This window comes from Scandinavium hiltneri (assembly GCF_024764835.1).
Classification (GTDB): domain Bacteria; phylum Pseudomonadota; class Gammaproteobacteria; order Enterobacterales; family Enterobacteriaceae; genus Scandinavium; species Scandinavium hiltneri.
On the sequence record NZ_JALIGE010000073.1, the window covers coordinates 331,683 to 348,721 of the forward strand.

Sequence of the window (17,039 nt, forward strand, 5' to 3'; positions counted from 1 at the left end):
ATCTAGGTGTCATCATGGAAATGGATTTAAATAATCGCCTGACCGAAGACGAAACGCTCGAGCAGGCCTACGATATTTTTCTCGAACTGGCGGGTGATAACCTCGATCCTGCGGATATCATTATCTTTAATTTGCAGTTTGAAGAACGTGGCGGCGCCGAGCTTTTCGACCCGGCGGAAGACTGGCAGGAACATGTCGATTTCGATTTGAACCCTGATTTCTTCGCCGAAGTGGTCATCGGTCTGGCCGATACCGACGGCGGCGAATTAAACGATATCTTTGCCCGCGTGCTGCTGTGTCGCGATAAAGACCATAAGATTTGCCATATTCTGTGGCGTGAATAATCGTAGAGTATGAACAATATAAGGCTGCTTACGCAGCCTTTTTTATTTCCCTTCCGGCAATGGCGTGCCACAGGTGCTGCAGTAATTGGCATTTTTTTCATGCCCGGTATGCCGACATTTCGGGCATACGCGCGTACTACGACGGTTCTGATACTCATTACTCATATGGGTAGTAATTAACCCGGTTGGAATAGCGATTACCGAGTAACCAATCAAAATGAGCAGCGACGCTACAAACCGTCCGACACCGGTATGTGGGGCAATATCGCCGTAGCCCACGGTAGTGGCGGTTACCACCGCCCAGTACACCGACGCCCCTAAGGTCACAAAGCCGTTCTCGGGGCCTTCGATGCCGTACATCAGCGAGCCGAACACCACCATCACAATCGCGATTAAGAAATAGAACACCATTAATTGATGGCGGGCTCTGACAATCGCCAGCCAGAAGACCCGCAGCGATGACATATAGCGCAGCAGCTTTAGCACGCGCAGAATACGAATGGTCCTCAATGCCCGCCAGGCGAAAACATAATTCACGCTTATTTCCGGCCATAGCCAAAGAACATACATCGGCAGCACGGTGATTAAATCGATTATTCCCCAAAAGCTGAATACATATTTCGCGGGCTGCGGCCAGCACAACACTCGAAGAAAATACTCAGCGGTAAATACCGCAGTGATGAGCAGTTCCAGATAGACAAAGGTGTGCCACTGATCGAAAGTCAGATGGTAATGAGAATCTATTGCCGATTCGACAAAAATAATCACGACGCTGAATAGCGCAAAAAAACCACACAACGCCTCGACGCGACGTCCGCAGCGGGTACTTTGATCAAACAGAATGCGGTAAAGACGCTGGCGGAGTGAAACCGGGGCGACGAGCACAATAACCTCACAATAAAAAGGGCTGACATTTGTCAGCCCGGGAGATTATAGCGGGTCCACCTTCAGACAGGAAACAGCATGTCGGAAGCTGCCCTCCAGAACCGGTCGCGTTTTCGCACATTCCGGCCCGGCAATCGGGCAACGGGTGCGGAATACGCAGCCTGACGGCGGGTTGATAGGCGACGGTAACTCACCTTCCAATAATTGTATCTTTTTGTTCTTTTCCAGATCCGGGTCTGGAATGGGCACCGCGGACATCAGCGCTTTGGTGTAAGGGTGCAACGGATTGTGGTAAACCTGATCGTAAGTTCCCAGTTCTACCGCATGGCCCAGATACATTACCAGCACGCGATCGGAGATGTGTTTTACCACCGCCAGATCGTGGGCGATGAAAATCAGCGACAGTCCCATTTCACGTTGCAACTGCTGGAGCAGGTTTACCACCTGCGCCTGAATCGACACGTCCAGCGCCGAAACTGGTTCGTCACAGATAATCAGTTTTGGCTCAAGAATCAGCGCGCGGGCGATACCGATACGCTGACACTGACCGCCGGAAAATTCATGCGGGTAACGGTTGATGAGGTTCGGCAGCAGGCCGACTTTCATCATCATTGCCTTCACGCGGTCACGGACTTCCTGACGCGGCATTTTCGGATGATAGGTGCGCAGCGGCTCGGCGATGATGTCGCCGATATTCATACGCGGGTTCAGGGAAGCCAGCGGATCCTGGAAAATCATCTGAATGTCGCTGCGCACGGCGCGCCATTCGTCCGGTTTCATACCCAGTAAATCTTTACCCAGCCAGGCGACACGCCCTTCGGTGGCTTTCACCAGGCCGATGATGGCGCGGGCAAAGGTCGATTTACCACAGCCAGATTCTCCGACTACGCCCAGCGTTTCGCCTTCATACAGTCGCAGCGTTACGCCATCGACCGCCTTCAGGGTTTTCGAGGGCTGCCAGAACCACTGTTTGCCATCTTTGATGTCAAAGTGCACTTTTAGATCGGCAATTTCGAGCAGAACTTTTTTATCTTCAGTCACGGCGTTCATACCAGATCCCCCACCGGTTTAAAGCAGGCGCGTAAACGGCCAGGCGCGAACGCCTCCAGAGGCGGAGCCGTATTGCAGATTTCCATCGCATGCGGGCAGCGCGGCTGGAACGGACAGCCTTTCGGCAGACGCATCAGATTTGGCGGGTTGCCTGGAATGGTCAACAGCGCTTCACCTTCTGCATCCAGACGCGGCACCGCGTTAAGCAGCCCCATCGAATACGGGTGTGCCGGGTGATAAAACACGTCGCGCGCGTTGCCATATTCCATGGTGCGCCCGGCGTACATCACCAACACTTTGTCGCAGATCCCGGCCACAACGCCGAGATCGTGCGTGATCATGATGATGGCGGTGTTGAATTCGCTTTTCAGCTCATTCAGCAGGGTCATGATTTGCGCCTGAACGGTCACGTCCAGTGCGGTCGTCGGTTCATCGGCAATCAGCAGTTTTGGCCGACACAGCAGCGCCATGGCGATCATCACACGCTGGCGCATACCACCAGAAAACTCGTGCGGGTACATGCGCATACGCTTACGCGCTTCCGGCATTTTTACCGCATCAAGCATCCGCACTGACTCTTCAAACGCTTCGGCTTTGCCCATGCCTTTGTGCAGCATCAGTACTTCCATCAGCTGCTCGCCCACCCGCATGTACGGGTTCAGGGACGTCATCGGATCCTGGAAAATCATCGAAATCTGTTCGGCGCGCAGTCGGTTAAGCTCTTTCTCCGGCAGATTCAGGATCTGACGGCCGTTAAAAGAAGCGACGCCGCCAATACGGCCGTTCTTCGCCAGTAGACCCATCAGTGCAAACGCGGTCTGGGATTTACCGGAACCGGATTCGCCGACGATCCCCAGCGTTTCGCCCGCTTTCAGGCTGAAATTCAGATCGTTTACCGCCGTCACGTCACCGTCTGCGGTGGCAAACGTTACGCGTAAATCTTTCACGTCAAGCAGCAGGCCAGCTTGTTGCTGCTGCGGGGCGTTAACCATTTCAATCGTGCTCATGGCATCACTCCTTAGCGGTCTTTCGGATCGAGGGCATCACGCAAGCCATCGCCGATAAAGTTGAAACAAAACAGGGTTACTACCAGGAAACCAGCCGGATACAGCAGCAACCATGGAGACACTTCCATGGAGTTGGCGCCATCACTCAATAATGCGCCCCAGCTGCTGAGCGGCTCCTGGGTACCCAGACCGAGGAAGCTCAGGAACGATTCAAACAGGATCATGCTTGGCACCAGCAGTGAAGCGTAAACCACCACCACGCCCAGCACGTTTGGCACGATATGACGCACCACGATATTCGCGGTTGAGACACCACCCACCTGCGCCGCTTCGATAAACTCTTTGCGCTTCAGGCTTAAGGTCTGGCCGCGCACGATACGCGCCATATCCAGCCAGGAAACCATCCCGATGGCCACGAAGATAAGCAGGATGTTCTGGCCGAAGAAGGTCACCAGCAAAATAACGAAGAACATGAACGGGAAGGAGTTCAGGATCTCCAGCAGACGCATCATCACAGAGTCTACTTTTCCGCCGAGGTAGCCGGAAAGCGAGCCGTACAGTGTTCCGAGAATAACGGCGACCAGCGCCGCGGCGATCCCGACCATCAGCGAGATTCGACCACCAATCGCGACACGCACTAATAAATCACGGCCGGATGAATCGGTCCCGAAATAGTGCCCAGAAGGCATATCAGGGGCGCTGGACATCATGTTCCAGTCGGTATCGAAGTAGCTGAACTGCGACAGCATCGGGGCCAGCGTTACGAACAAGGCGATAACCACCAGCACAATCAGGCTGGCGACCGCCGCACGGTTATGCATAAAACGACGGCGGGCGTCCTGCCAAAGGCTGCGGCCTTCGACTTCCAGTTTTTCACTGAAGTGTTCCAGCGCCTCGCTGTTTTTCTTACTCAACATCATGGCGAACTCCAGTGTCAGTAACGGATTTTCGGATCGATAACGGCATACAGCACATCGACGATCGCGTTAAACAGAATGGTCAGCGCACCGACCAGAATGGTCAGGCTGAGTACCAGAGAATAATCGCGGTTCAGTGCGCCATTCACGAACAGCTGACCGATACCCGGCAGGCCGTAAATGGTTTCGATGACCATCGAACCGGTGATGATGCCCACAAACGCTGGCCCCATGTACGAGAGTACGGGTAACAGTGCCGGTTTCAGCGCATGACGCATAATAATGCGGCGCATCGGCAGCCCCTTCGCCCTTGCGGTACGAATAAAGTTGGAGTGCAGGACTTCAATCATCGAACCACGGGTGATACGCGCGATGCTGGCGATATAGGCCAGAGACAGCGCCACCATCGGCAGGATCATGTATTGCAACGCCCCGCCGTTCCAGCCACCGCCAGGCAACCAGTGCAGCGTGATGGCAAATATCATCACCAGCAATGGCGCGACCACGAAGCTCGGGATAACCACCCCGGTCATCGCCACCCCCATGACGGCATAATCCCATTTGGTATTTTGATTCAGCGCGGCTATCACCCCGGCACTGACACCCAGGATTACGGCGAGGAAGAATGCAGCAAAACCTAATTTGGCCGACACCGGGAAGCTTGCGGCCACCAGGTCGTTCACGGAATAATCTTTATATTTGAATGACGGTCCAAAATCCCCGTGTGCCAGCTGCTTCAAATAATTGAAGTACTGGACCCCGATAGGATCGTTCAGGTGATATTTGGCTTCAATGTTCGCCATGACTTCTGGCGGTAGCGTACGTTCGCCGGTAAATGGACTGCCCGGCGCCAGACGCATCATAAAGAAGGAAATGGTAATCAGGATAAAGAGTGTCGGAATTGCTTCCAGACAGCGACGTAAAATAAATTTCAACATTGCCCGTACCTTCTGGCGTGTGCCTTTACATGTCGCAATTCAGCGTGGCTGATGCAGTCATGTGATAGTGCGTGAAATAAGACACAGTGGGGCAACTCTGTGTTGCCCCACGTATTGCCATTAATGCTTAATGATATACAAGTCTTTGGTATAGATGTTGTCCATTGGATCTTTACCGGTGTAACCGCCAATCCATGGTTTCACCAGACGGGCATTCACATAGTAATAGACCGGAACGATAGCGGAGTCTTTGCCCAGCTGCTGTTCAGCTTTGTCATACAGCGCAACACGCTGTGCTTCGTCGGTCACCTGCAGAGTCTGTTTCATGATCGCATCAAACGCTGGGCTCTTATAATGCGCGGTGTTCATTGAGCTATCAGACAGCATGGTGTTCAGGAAGGAAGTCGGTTCGTTATAGTCCGCACACCAGCCGGCACGCGCAACGTCGTAAGTACCCTGATGACGGGTATCCAGGAAGGTTTTCCACTCCTGGTTAACCAGCTTCACGTTCACGCCCAGGTTTTTCTTCCAGATAGACGCGGCTGCGATTGCCAGTTTCTTGTGCAGATCGGAGGTGTTGTAGAGCAGCTCGAAGGTCAGCGGCTTATCCGCAGTGTAGCCTGCTTCGGCCAGCAGTTTCTTCGCTTCTTCGTTACGTTTTTCCTGAGTCCAGGTAAACCACTCTGGTTTGGTCAGCTTCGCGCCATCGGTGTACGGTGGGGTATAACCGTAAGCTGGCAGGTCACCCTGCGCTTTCACTTTGTTAACGATGATGTCGCGGTCCAGGCCCAGTTTCAGTGCGGTACGTACACGCTCATCGGTGAACGGGGCTTTCTGGTTGTTGATTTCGTAGTAGTAGGTGCACAGGTACGGGTCAACGTGAACTTCGGTTGGGATCTCTTTCTTCAGCTTCTGGAACAGCTCAATCGGCAGGTTGTTATAGGTCATGTCGATTTCGCCGCTGCGGTAGCGGTTTACGTCGGTGACTTCAGAAGAGATTGGCAGATAGGTAATCTGGTCAACAACGGTATCTTTGTTATCCCAGTAGTTGGTGTTGCGTTCCATTACGATGCGCTCGTTCACCACCCAGTCTTTCAGTTTGTATGCGCCGTTGGTGACGATATTGGCAGGCTGAGTCCACTTCTCTCCGAATTTCTCGATGGCGGTTTTATTTACCGGGGACATCGCCGGGTTCACCAGCAGTTTGTAGAAATAAGGAACCGGCTCGCTCAGAGTGACTTCCAGAGTGTGATCGTCGATGGCTTTCACGCCGAGATCGGAGGTCGGTTTTTTGCCGTCGATGATTTCATCAACGTTCAGGATGTGACCGTATTGCGGATAGCTCGCATACGGGGAGGCGGTTTTCGGGTCCACCAGACGCTGCCAGCTATATACGAAATCTTGTGCCGTTACCGGCTCGCCGTTGGACCATTTTGCGTCTTTACGCAGATGGAAGGTCCACACTTTGAAATCTTTGTTATCCCAGCTTTCGGCAACGCCCGGGATCGGGTGACCGTCTTTGGTAGAGGTGATGAGCAGGCCTTCAAACAGGTCACGGCTCACGTTTGCTTCTGGAACACCTTCAATTTTGTTCGGATCCAGTGACTGCGGCTCAGCGCCGTTGTTACGGATCATGGTCTGCTTATCTGCCAGCTTAACACCTGCAGGAACGTCTGCAGCCATTGCACTTCCTGCGATAAGTGCAGCTAAAACACCGGCTGCGATGAGGCTTTTTTTTGTGATGATGGACATTGTGTTGATACTCCGCTCATTATAATTACTGGCTGTGCCAGCCTGTTTAATCCCCGAAGGGTTCCCCATACAGCGCAGGAGTGAATGCGTCTGTCAGGCTTTACTGCTGCTATCACCGACTTCTTTATTACGGTCACTCTTTATTCGGCAACCTTTCGTCGATTCTTTAGGCCATCCCCCCTGTCGGGATAACCGATGTTTTTTTTCGCGTCAGGAGATTTATTTGAAAATTATTCTCATCTCCACTTTTTGTATCGCGAAATGTCTGGGCGGAAAGTACCAAAAGCATTTCTCCCCCGCCAATACAATTTGCAAATTTGTTAACCAATTCTCTTTTGTTGAACCCATTTCGAATGAAGCAGGTCAACCTTCGCAGCGCAGACTAAGATTTAACTCTTATTAATCAATTAGTTAATAAATAAACACCTCAGGGTGCGGGTCGCACAACGCCGATGGCGGCTTTTTACACAATAATTTAACAATTGATTATTATTTAGCACATTACTCTGCGTGAACGTTGAAATTACTAATAACATTTCAATTATCGCACGGCAAGCGTAAGAGTATCATGTTAGTGAAATAACATTATTGCCCGGGGTACTACATGGGGCTCTAAAGGCTAATCATCTGATAACAATAGAATTAGAGAAAAATAGCAGAAGGTTATTACGACAGGCCAATTCACATTTATTGATATGTTTTGCTAATAGATGAAAGAAAAAACGAGGCGTGTTTGCCCCGTTTCAGAACGGTGTCAGGCAAGCAAGCCGGGGAAGATAGATTTGATACCGGCCACAATAAATTCAATGCCAAGCGCCATCAGCAGCAGACCCATGATACGGGTGATAACGTTGATGCCCGTTTGTCCCAGTAACCGCACCAGCCAGGGCGCAATGCGGAACAGTCCCCAACAGCAACCGGCAAAAATCGCGATAGCGACGGAGAAGCCAATCAGATGCGCGATATTATGGTAGCGCGTGCCCCAGACAATCGTGGAGCTGATTGCCCCCGGCCCGGCCATTAAGGGTAATGCCAGAGGGACAACGCCAACGCTTTCGCGAATGGCCGTCTCTGATTTTTCCTGCTTGTTCTGTTTATCCTCACCGAGCTTTCCGCTGATCATCGACATCGCAATCGTTACCACCAGAATACCGCCCGCAATACGGAACGAATCGATAGAGATACCGAAGAGTTGCAGAATGCCGTCGCCAAGAAACAGTGAAGTCCACAAAATGATGGCAACCGAGAGGTTTGCCGTCAGGTTGGTCTTATTGCGCGCAGGCGCCGACTGGTAGCTGGTCATACTGATGAACACAGGGATGATACCCACCGGGTTTACCAGCGCAAATAAGCCAATGAAAAATTTAATATAAGTTGGAAAATCGAACAGCGATTGAATCACGGTAACCCCGCGCCCTCATCAATTGTGGTAGTTGACGTACAGTAATCACGAAAAACGCGCTGAAGATACGCTGTTTGACGGTATTCTTCACCACAAATCTGCTGTAAAACGCTACCAATACACGTTGTTATGTATCTGTTTAAATTATGCTAATGTTACCCCAGTCCGAAATTACGATCATTTAACACTTGATACAAACAGCTAAAATCGGCCTGCTGAATGGAGTCAGCTTGGTGTAATCTTGATTTAGATCACGCAATTCGTACTCAGAAGTGAGTAATCTTGATGTCGCACCAGGGAGTAGCCCGGTAACTCTACCGGGTGTAATGGAAGGCTCTTTTAGTAAATCAGTGGATGAAGGTCGTTAAGTAACCTTTTGTTTTTATGGCTCTTACGCAAGCTGCTTGTGGTCTGTCTATACTGACGTATCGCGCAGCTGATTTACTAAAAAAGTTTAACATTATCCAGGAGAGCATTTATGGCTGTTACTAATGTCGCTGAACTGAACGCACTCGTCGAGCGCGTAAAAAAAGCTCAGCGTGAATATGCCAACTTCACCCAAGAACAGGTTGATAAAATCTTCCGCGCGGCCGCACTGGCTGCTGCAGATGCTCGAATCCCTCTCGCGAAACTGGCCGTTGCCGAATCTGGCATGGGTATCGTGGAAGATAAAGTGATTAAAAACCACTTTGCTTCTGAGTATATCTACAACGCCTATAAAGATGAGAAAACCTGTGGTGTCCTGTCTGAAGATGACACTTTCGGTACTATCACCATCGCTGAACCTATCGGCATCATCTGCGGTATCGTACCGACCACCAACCCAACGTCTACCGCTATCTTCAAGTCTCTTATCAGCCTGAAGACGCGTAACGCAATCATCTTCTCCCCACACCCACGTGCGAAAGACGCGACGAACAAAGCCGCCGATATCGTTCTCCAGGCTGCAATCGCAGCGGGTGCGCCGAAAGATCTGATTGGTTGGATTGATCAGCCTTCCGTAGAGCTGTCCAACGCTCTGATGCATCACCCGGACATCAACATGATCCTCGCCACGGGTGGCCCGGGCATGGTTAAAGCAGCATACAGCTCCGGTAAACCTGCCATCGGCGTAGGTGCGGGTAACACCCCTGTAGTTGTTGATGAAACGGCTGATGTGAAACGCGTTGTGGCGTCCATCCTGATGTCTAAAACCTTCGACAACGGCGTAATCTGTGCCTCTGAACAGTCCGTTATCGTCGTTGACTCTGCGTACGCTGCAGTACGTGAGCGTTTTGCTTCACACGGCGGCTACATGCTGCAGGGCAAAGAGCTGAAAGCCGTTCAGGACATCATCCTGAAAAATGGTGGTCTGAACGCGGCTATTGTTGGTCAGCCAGCAACCAAAATTGCTGAACTGGCAGGCTTCACCGTACCAGCAGATACCAAAATTCTGATTGGCGAAGTGACCGTTGTTGACGAGTCTGAGCCGTTCGCACACGAAAAACTGTCTCCGACTCTGGCAATGTACCGCGCCAAGAACTTCGAAGACGCGGTGGTTAAAGCGGAAAAACTGGTTGAGATGGGCGGCATCGGCCACACCTCTTGCCTGTACACCGACCAGGACAACCAGCCAGAGCGCGTTAAGCACTTCGGCGACAAAATGAAGACCGCACGTATTCTGATTAACACCCCGGCGTCTCAGGGTGGTATCGGTGACCTCTACAACTTCAAACTCGCGCCTTCCCTGACTCTGGGTTGTGGTTCCTGGGGTGGTAACTCCATCTCTGAGAACGTGGGTCCTAAGCACCTGATCAACAAGAAAACCGTTGCTAAGCGAGCTGAAAACATGTTGTGGCACAAACTTCCGAAATCCATCTACTTCCGTCGTGGCTCACTGCCAATCGCGCTGGATGAAGTGATTACCGATGGTCACAAACGTGCGATGATCGTGACTGACCGTTTCCTGTTCAACAACGGCTATGCAGACCAGATCACATCTGTTCTGAAAGCAGCTGGCGTTGAAACTGAAGTGTTCTTTGAAGTTGAAGCTGACCCAACTCTGACCGTTGTCCGCAAAGGTGCAGAACTGGCGAACTCCTTCAAACCAGACGTGATTATCGCGCTGGGCGGCGGTTCCCCGATGGATGCTGCGAAAATCATGTGGGTCATGTACGAACACCCAGAAACTCACTTCGAAGAACTGGCGCTGCGCTTTATGGACATCCGTAAACGTATCTACAAGTTCCCGAAAATGGGTGTGAAAGCGAAGATGATTGCGGTCACCACCACTTCTGGTACCGGTTCTGAAGTGACCCCGTTTGCGGTGGTTACCGATGATGCAACGGGTCAGAAATATCCACTGGCTGACTACGCGCTGACTCCGGACATGGCTATCGTTGATGCCAACCTCGTGATGGATATGCCGAAATCACTGTGTGCATTCGGTGGTCTGGATGCAGTAACGCATGCCCTGGAAGCTTACGTGTCTGTGCTGGCATCTGAGTTCTCCGACGGCCAGGCTCTGCAGGCTCTGAAACTGCTGAAAGAAAACCTGCCAGCGTCTTACCACGAAGGTTCTAAGAACCCAGTTGCTCGTGAACGCGTTCACAACGCAGCGACTATCGCCGGTATCGCGTTTGCTAACGCCTTCCTCGGTGTGTGTCACTCCATGGCGCATAAACTGGGTTCGCAGTTCCACATTCCACACGGTCTGGCCAATGCCCTGCTGATCAGCAACGTTATTCGCTATAACGCAAACGACAACCCAACCAAGCAGACTGCATTCAGCCAGTACGACCGTCCGCAGGCTCGTCGTCGTTATGCAGAAGTCGCAGACCACCTGGGTCTGACGTCTTCCAGCGATCGTACTGCTGCGAAAATCGAGAAACTGCTGGCATGGCTGGACAGCATCAAAGCTGAACTGGGTATTCCTAAGTCTATCCGTGAAGCAGGTGTTCAGGAAGCTGACTTCCTGGCTCACGTCGACAAACTGTCTGAAGACGCGTTTGATGATCAGTGTACCGGTGCTAACCCACGTTACCCGCTGATTGCTGAACTGAAGCAAATCCTGCTGGACACCTACTACGGCCGCGAATTTAGCGAAGGCGACGTAGCTGAGAAGAAAGCAGCTGCTCCGGCTAAAGCTGACAAAAAAGCGAAGAAAACCGCTTAATTTGAAAGCCTAATATAAACCCGCCAGACGGCTAATGCCGATCCGGTGGCTGGTATAAAAAGGGTCCATGTTTATCATGGACCCTTTTTAAATGGAACTTTCACAAGCCCTCAGCATTATCAATGTCACTACGTCTGAACACACCCGCAACCTCTCTGAGCTACCCCCGCTGAGTTTATCCAACGAGCACTTACGCTGACGGACACCGTTACGCTGCGCAAACGCAAACTTCCTCTCGAGTCCATGATTTGGCTCACACAGCTGCAGCAGGCTGCCAGAACTGGTACAGCAGAGGAGTTGTGGGGGAGTTCTGCTGACCTATAACCTGGTGATATATCAGATGGTGAAAATGGCATTCGAGCTCAAAGGTGATTATCTGCCGTATCAGCTGAGCGTCAGTGGCTCAAACAAGGTTGCTGATAACGTTGCCATGGGCTTCACCCGCCAAAATGGCTGGTCTTACCGGGGAGAAGAGAGCGAAATTACCCTCGGGAGTTAAGAGTCAAAGCCCGGAAATACCCGGAGAGAAAAACGGCTGGTCACTTTAAGTGACCAGCATTAGCCAGATGGCGGTTTTTTTTATGTCTGTTGCGCGCTAAAGCGTGGTGAGATTACTCTTCCACCTTCCCTCGCACTCGCTGCTGTATAGCGCTCAGAGAGCCTTCCAGAAGCGCTTCTTTGTAATGTTTACGGCACACGGAGACGTAACGCTCATTCCCGCCGATAACCACCTGTTCGCCTTCGTTATACGGACGCCCTTCCTGATCCAATCGCAGCACCATACTCGCCTTACGACCACAGAAGCAGATGGTTTTTAATTCCACCAATTTATCGGACCAGCACAGCAGATATTGGCTGCCAATAAACAGCTCGCCGCGAAAATCTGTACGCAGGCCGTAGCACAGCACCGGAATATCCAACTCATCCACAACCTCTGACAGCGCGTAGACCTGCTCGCGAGTCAAGAACTGGCTCTCATCCACCAGCACACAGTGAATCGGCTCCTGCGCGTGCTCAGCTGCGATATCGTCGTACAGCGATGTCTGTTGGTTGTAGAGCTTCGCCGGTGAGGACAATCCGATGCGTGAACTGACTTTTCCTGCGCCGAATCTGTCGTCAATTTCTGCGGTATAAACCAGCGTTCGCATTCCGCGTTCCTGGTAATTATAGGAGGATTGTAACAAAGCCGTAGACTTCCCTGCATTCATTGCAGAGTAGTAAAAATAAAGTTGTGCCATTCGCAGCATCACCTCAATCATCGTGATTTAACGGCACGAATTGTACCATATCCCTTGCAAATTTCAGCGTTCACGCAGCGCATAATCCTTTGTGACTTCACGTAAAATATTAAGTTCTTCTTATCTATAATAACAATCAGAAACGGCCAGCCAATCACATGACACCTTAAGATAATGCCGAGTTATCAGCCAGCTAATCCCTTACCTGGCGCCCCAGGGCTTTCGTGACGTTATGATTCAGATTCTATTGACTCCAGGAAATTCCCCCCTGGCTCGCGAGTAATACGAAAGGCTGATATTTGTGTTCCTCTTATATATGCCGCGCCGTAACAGAAAAAAAGCATACTTTGTAAGGGTGTTCTTATGATTAGTGCCTGGCAATAAGCACCCATGATGTGAACTGACGCGTAAAATTTAACTTTATCTAATTATTAATCGTGGTAAATAACACGATATTTTGACTTCCTTACAAACCACCCTATTGCACATCTGAAATTAACGCTCTATTATTACCTCAACAAACCACCCCACAATATAAGTTTGAGAATACGACAATGAGCGAAGCACTTAAAATTTTGAACAACATCCGTACTCTTCGTGCGCAGGCAAGAGAATGTACTCTCGAAACTCTCGAAGAAATGCTGGAAAAATTAGAAGTTGTTGTTAACGAACGTCGCGAAGAAGATAATGCGGCCGCTGCCGAAGTTGAAGAGCGTACTCGTAAACTGCAACAATACCGTGAAATGCTGATTGCTGACGGCATTGACCCAAATGAACTGCTGAACAGCATTGCTGCAGCAAGCAAATCTGGTGCTAAAGCTAAACGTGCAGCTCGCCCGGCTAAATATAGCTACGTTGATGAAAACGGCGAAACTAAAACCTGGACCGGCCAGGGTCGTACCCCGGCAATCATCAAAAAAGCAATGGATGAGCAAGGTAAATCTCTGGACGACTTCCTGATTTAATCTTTCTTGTTTGTTTGAAAATCCCGCTCTGCGGGATTTTTTTTATCCTGAAATCGCCCCAGGCATTCTCAATAGTGCCTGGTTTTAACACAATCCCGATGACAGGTAATAAAAAACCGGGGTCTTTTCAGAACCCCGGTCGGTACAGCTGGTGAGCAAATTACTTACCAGCGTCCACTGTTTCTTCCAGCCAGGCTTTAAAATCCGCACCCAGTGAATTGTGGCGAATGCCATATTCAACAAACGCACGCATATAACCCAGTTTATTACCGCAGTCGTGGCTTTTGCCTTTCATATGATAGGCTTCAACGGTTTCTTTTTCGATCAGCATGTCGATTGCATCGGTCAGCTGGATCTCGTCCCCGGCACCTGGAGGCGTCTTCGCCAGCAGCGGCCAAATCTCTGCGCTCAGCACATAGCGGCCTACAACGGCGAGGTTAGACGGTGCCACGTCGGCTTTAGGTTTCTCAACCACACCTACCATTGGCACGCTATCACCTGGATTCAGGGCTTCGCCTTTGCAATCCACAACACCGTATGCGGTTACGTCTTCAACCGGCTCAACCATGATCTGGCTGGCACCTGTTTCATCAAAACGCTTAATCATATCGGCGAGGTTGTCACGGGACAGATCGGATTCATATTCATCCAGAATTACGTCTGGAAGAATAACCGCGACAGGCTCATCACCCACAACCGGATGCGCACACAAAACTGCGTGGCCCAGACCTTTTGCCAGACCCTGACGGACCTGCATAATGGTAACGTGTGGCGGACAAATAGACTGCACTTCTTCCAGCAGCTGGCGCTTAACGCGTTTTTCCAGCATGGCTTCGAGTTCAAAACTGGTATCGAAATGGTTTTCGATAGAGTTTTTAGAAGAATGCGTAACCAGAACAATTTCAGTAATGCCTGCAGCAATACATTCATTGACTACATACTGAATTAATGGCTTGTCGACCAGCGGCAGCATTTCCTTAGGAATCGCTTTAGTGGCGGGCAACATCCTGGTACCCAATCCCGCTACCGGGATTACGGCCTTAGTGACTTTCGAATTTAATGCAGCCATTGAAATCTCCTGAACTGTTCAACTTTTGAACGTGCTCGTTAATTAATAACGCGTTGAGTATATCAGTACCGATTGCTCAATCTGGTCTGAAAAGGACACGTTAACCTTGAATTAGGATTTTTACGTATAAATCCTGCTGATAGTACCACTACCGTCTGAAAGCGGAGACAGCAATATCCCGAGATTCAGACTAATTGTTCATTCCGCCGACAACATCAGGCGCAGGCGCCCCCCTGCTCCCCAAATTTGGCACTGCCAGGATTCGCAGCGCTGGCTGATTTGATTTAAATAAGTATTACCTAATGTGCCCAACGGAACCCCATTGCTGATCTGTATTTGGTGCTCACCGGTGTTAAGCGATCCGTTGAGTCCGGCAGAAACGAGGATCAGATTTTTAATTCCACTATGGTAATACCCGACCAGTAACGGGAATTGTCCTGGCAAATTGGCCTGACGCAGCAATTGATTGACCTGCTTTAGCAAGCTGCCTAATTCAGGCAGACGTTGTCCCTCGGGCGAAAGCTGCTCTTGTAACAAAACGTTAAATAAAGCACGCAGCAAAAGTGCAGCCAAAACGCCATTATCACCCGCCCGCGTAACGTCGAGACAATAAAACGCCAGATCTTTATCTGAGAGTGGTGCAATATCGAGCACCAGACCGTGATTATCGGCTGACACCAGCTGACGATAATTTATTCGGCAGTGAGATATAACCTGCTGCACTGGCGGTTGAAGTTCCTGAAGTAATTTCGCCGCAGCGGTTGGATTCGTCACCAGCGCATCCCAGTCCTCAAATAAACGCTCTTCTTCCTCAACGCGGGAATTGAACATATTGGGATAGAGGCAGGCGAAAACGGTTTCACGCAGGCGGTTTAGATCTTTGACCGGTTTGAGCAGTACATCCTGCACGCCGAGACGCAGCGCTTTGGCGATGTCTGCCATATTTTCAGTTGCGGAAATGACCAGAATCGGAAGCTGATGACCGTTGTTACGTAAAAACTCGACCAACTTAAGGCCGTTCATTCTCGGCATCGCAATATCGCAAATCATCAGATCAGGGTTGAGCCTGGCCATTTTTTCGAGAGCATCCACACCGTCTTCAGCCAGGGCCGTTTCTGCACCCAGCGATGAAAGCCACGAATCTAACAGAGAGCGGAAAACGGGTTCGTCCTCGACGATAAGAATCTGTTTTCCCGCCAATGGCTGCGTCATGATATCTCCCCTGGCAGACGATAAGTAAATAGTGGCACGCTATTCGTGCTATCGCCTGTCAGATTTTGCTGAAGTAATCGAAAAATGCCCTAACCCATGCTGCGGACTAACGGTAAAAGCTCGTCCATCTTTTTCTCAACCGACAATTGGCCTGCAGCGATGGCCGCGGGCGCTCGGTGGAAATCAAGCGTAGAGATCTGTGGGCAAAAAGGTTGCAACAGGATGTCCGGCGGATCGCCTGCCATCCTGTTGCGCTTTAATCGGTTTTCCAGCACCTGAATAGAGGTCGTCATGATCTCCATGGCCGTAGGTGTGATTGCCGTCCGGCGTGATGTCATGCGCCCTAACCTTGCGCGAAAACGTTCGTGCCAGGTGAGCGATTCATCATTCTCTAAAGACTGTGGATCGGGCTGAAGGTTCACCGACAGCAGATCCTGTTGCATTAAATGCGCATCGTGCTGCAAATCGACAGCAATCACGATGTCTGCACCTAACGCACGAGTGAGCGAAACGGGGACAGGGTTCACCACCGCGCCATCAACCAACCAGTAACCGTTATGCATCACGGGGGACATCAACCCGGGGATACTGCACGAGGCGCGGACGGCCATATGAAGGTCACCTTCGGTAAACCAGAGTTCACGCCCAGTGCTGAGGTTGGTGGCGACGGTCGCAAAACGACGTTCGCAGGATTCGATAGTATCGACAGGGAGAAGCTGGCGGAAATGACTGAACACGCGTTCGCCGCGCAGCAGTCCGCCGCGCCGCCAGGAGAGATCCATCAGACGTAAAACGTCCCATGAACTGAAAGAGCAAACCCACTTTTCCAGAACAGGAAGACGATCGCAGGCAAAGGCCGCACCCACTAGCGAACCAATGGAACACCCTGCAACGATATCAATCTCAATGCCCATTTTCTGCAACGCTTTAATGACGCCGATGTGTGACCATCCTCGCGCCGCGCCCGAACCCAGGGCTAATCCTACTTTAAGCTTTCTCATTCCTGACTGTACTGAACCCTATTCCCAACGTAGCAACATTGCCACTGCTCGGTTAACATATTTGCCGCCGGCGCAGCTGCGCTTTTCTTTATTGACTCAACGGGA

General features: G+C 50.8%; 14 protein-coding genes and 2 pseudogenes. 5 read left to right on the plus strand and 11 right to left on the minus strand.

Features of this window, described 5'->3' with window-relative positions; genetic code table 11:
* Window positions 1–14 precede the first annotated feature (14 nt).
* A complete protein-coding gene (locus MUU47_RS12435; RefSeq protein WP_110508601.1) occupies window positions 15–344 on the plus strand; it encodes an HI1450 family dsDNA-mimic protein in 330 nt (109 codons plus the stop codon).
* A gap of 42 nt (window positions 345–386) precedes the next feature.
* On the opposite strand, the gene MUU47_RS12440 is transcribed toward MUU47_RS12435, so the two are convergent.
* From MUU47_RS12440 to MUU47_RS12470, 7 genes are all read right to left on the minus strand, one after another.
* Complete coding sequence (locus tag MUU47_RS12440; RefSeq protein ID WP_258988502.1) at window positions 387–1,229, minus strand: ion transporter; 843 nt, start codon at window positions 1,227–1,229, stop codon at window positions 387–389.
* A gap of 45 nt (window positions 1,230–1,274) precedes the next feature.
* Window positions 1,275–2,279 (minus strand): murein tripeptide/oligopeptide ABC transporter ATP-binding protein OppF, encoded by a 1,005-nt coding sequence (gene oppF / locus MUU47_RS12445; protein ID WP_159755866.1) that lies wholly within the window; start codon window positions 2,277–2,279, stop codon window positions 1,275–1,277.
* Window positions 2,276–3,286 (minus strand): ABC transporter ATP-binding protein, encoded by a 1,011-nt coding sequence (locus MUU47_RS12450; RefSeq protein WP_258988503.1) that lies wholly within the window; start codon window positions 3,284–3,286, stop codon window positions 2,276–2,278. Before MUU47_RS12450 ends, oppF begins: the two co-directional genes overlap by 4 nt.
* Window positions 3,287–3,297: 11 nt before the next feature.
* Window positions 3,298–4,206 carry an oligopeptide ABC transporter permease OppC gene (gene oppC / locus MUU47_RS12455; RefSeq protein ID WP_125353212.1) on the minus strand — a complete coding sequence of 303 codons (909 nt, stop codon included), beginning with the start codon at window positions 4,204–4,206 and terminating at the stop codon, window positions 3,298–3,300.
* 14 nt (window positions 4,207–4,220) lie between these two features.
* On the minus strand, window positions 4,221–5,141 hold the full coding sequence (oppB, locus tag MUU47_RS12460) for an oligopeptide ABC transporter permease OppB (protein WP_258988504.1): 921 nt from the start codon (window positions 5,139–5,141) through the stop codon (window positions 4,221–4,223).
* 120 nt (window positions 5,142–5,261) lie between these two features.
* The gene (gene oppA / locus MUU47_RS12465) at window positions 5,262–6,893 is read right to left on the minus strand and encodes an oligopeptide ABC transporter substrate-binding protein OppA (protein WP_159767611.1); all 1,632 of its coding nucleotides are present in this window, start codon (window positions 6,891–6,893) and stop codon (window positions 5,262–5,264) included.
* Between the two features lie 754 nt (window positions 6,894–7,647).
* A complete protein-coding gene (locus tag MUU47_RS12470; protein ID WP_159755851.1) occupies window positions 7,648–8,295 on the minus strand; it encodes a YchE family NAAT transporter in 648 nt (215 codons plus the stop codon).
* 478 nt (window positions 8,296–8,773) lie between these two features.
* On the opposite strand from MUU47_RS12470, the gene adhE reads away from it, so the two are divergent.
* The 3 genes and pseudogenes from adhE to MUU47_RS12480 all read left to right on the plus strand — a co-directional run.
* Window positions 8,774–11,449: a bifunctional acetaldehyde-CoA/alcohol dehydrogenase gene (gene adhE / locus MUU47_RS12475; RefSeq protein WP_258988505.1), complete on the plus strand. Its 2,676-nt coding sequence runs from the start codon at window positions 8,774–8,776 to the stop codon at window positions 11,447–11,449.
* Between the two features lie 174 nt (window positions 11,450–11,623).
* A pseudogene (locus MUU47_RS23530) lies at window positions 11,624–11,773 on the plus strand (transposase domain-containing protein); the annotation flags it as partial.
* Window positions 11,715–12,001, plus strand: a pseudogene (locus MUU47_RS12480) (IS4 family transposase); the annotation flags it as partial. The pseudogenes MUU47_RS23530 and MUU47_RS12480, both read left to right, overlap by 59 nt.
* Before the next feature lie 59 nt (window positions 12,002–12,060).
* Here MUU47_RS12480 and tdk read toward each other — a convergent pair.
* Complete coding sequence (tdk, locus tag MUU47_RS12485; RefSeq protein ID WP_159767605.1) at window positions 12,061–12,687, minus strand: thymidine kinase; 627 nt, start codon at window positions 12,685–12,687, stop codon at window positions 12,061–12,063.
* 554 nt (window positions 12,688–13,241) lie between these two features.
* Between tdk and hns the strand changes: the two genes are divergently transcribed.
* Window positions 13,242–13,652 (plus strand): histone-like nucleoid-structuring protein H-NS, encoded by a 411-nt coding sequence (gene hns / locus MUU47_RS12490; RefSeq protein ID WP_110508619.1) that lies wholly within the window; start codon window positions 13,242–13,244, stop codon window positions 13,650–13,652.
* 160 nt (window positions 13,653–13,812) lie between these two features.
* Here hns and galU read toward each other — a convergent pair whose 3' ends face one another.
* The 3 genes from galU to rssA all read right to left on the minus strand — a co-directional run bounded on the left by galU (window position 13,813) and on the right by rssA (window position 16,934).
* Entirely contained in the window at window positions 13,813–14,721 is a 909-nt protein-coding gene (gene galU, locus MUU47_RS12495) for a UTP--glucose-1-phosphate uridylyltransferase GalU (RefSeq protein ID WP_258988506.1), read from the minus strand.
* A gap of 198 nt (window positions 14,722–14,919) precedes the next feature.
* Window positions 14,920–15,933: a two-component system response regulator RssB gene (gene rssB, locus MUU47_RS12500; RefSeq protein WP_258988507.1), complete on the minus strand. Its 1,014-nt coding sequence runs from the start codon at window positions 15,931–15,933 to the stop codon at window positions 14,920–14,922.
* An 89-nt stretch (window positions 15,934–16,022) separates the two neighbouring features.
* A complete protein-coding gene (gene rssA, locus MUU47_RS12505) occupies window positions 16,023–16,934 on the minus strand; it encodes a patatin-like phospholipase RssA (protein WP_258965812.1) in 912 nt (303 codons plus the stop codon).
* Between the last annotated feature and the right edge of the window lie 105 nt (window positions 16,935–17,039).

Coding starts and splice junctions, on each gene's coding strand:
- MUU47_RS12435 (WP_110508601.1), top strand. CDS start 15: ATGGAAATGGATTTAAATAATCGCCTGACCGAAGACGAAACGCTCGAG.
- oppF (WP_159755866.1), bottom strand. CDS start 2,279: ATGAACGCCGTGACTGAAGATAAAAAAGTTCTGCTCGAAATTGCCGAT.
- MUU47_RS12450 (WP_258988503.1), bottom strand. CDS start 3,286: ATGAGCACGATTGAAATGGTTAACGCCCCGCAGCAGCAACAAGCTGGC.
- oppC (WP_125353212.1), bottom strand. CDS start 4,206: ATGATGTTGAGTAAGAAAAACAGCGAGGCGCTGGAACACTTCAGTGAA.
- oppB (WP_258988504.1), bottom strand. CDS start 5,141: ATGTTGAAATTTATTTTACGTCGCTGTCTGGAAGCAATTCCGACACTC.
- oppA (WP_159767611.1), bottom strand. CDS start 6,893: ATGTCCATCATCACAAAAAAAAGCCTCATCGCAGCCGGTGTTTTAGCT.
- adhE (WP_258988505.1), top strand. CDS start 8,774: ATGGCTGTTACTAATGTCGCTGAACTGAACGCACTCGTCGAGCGCGTA.
- tdk (WP_159767605.1), bottom strand. CDS start 12,687: ATGGCACAACTTTATTTTTACTACTCTGCAATGAATGCAGGGAAGTCT.
- hns (WP_110508619.1), top strand. CDS start 13,242: ATGAGCGAAGCACTTAAAATTTTGAACAACATCCGTACTCTTCGTGCG.
- galU (WP_258988506.1), bottom strand. CDS start 14,721: ATGGCTGCATTAAATTCGAAAGTCACTAAGGCCGTAATCCCGGTAGCG.
- rssB (WP_258988507.1), bottom strand. CDS start 15,933: ATGACGCAGCCATTGGCGGGAAAACAGATTCTTATCGTCGAGGACGAA.
- rssA (WP_258965812.1), bottom strand. CDS start 16,934: ATGAGAAAGCTTAAAGTAGGATTAGCCCTGGGTTCGGGCGCGGCGCGA.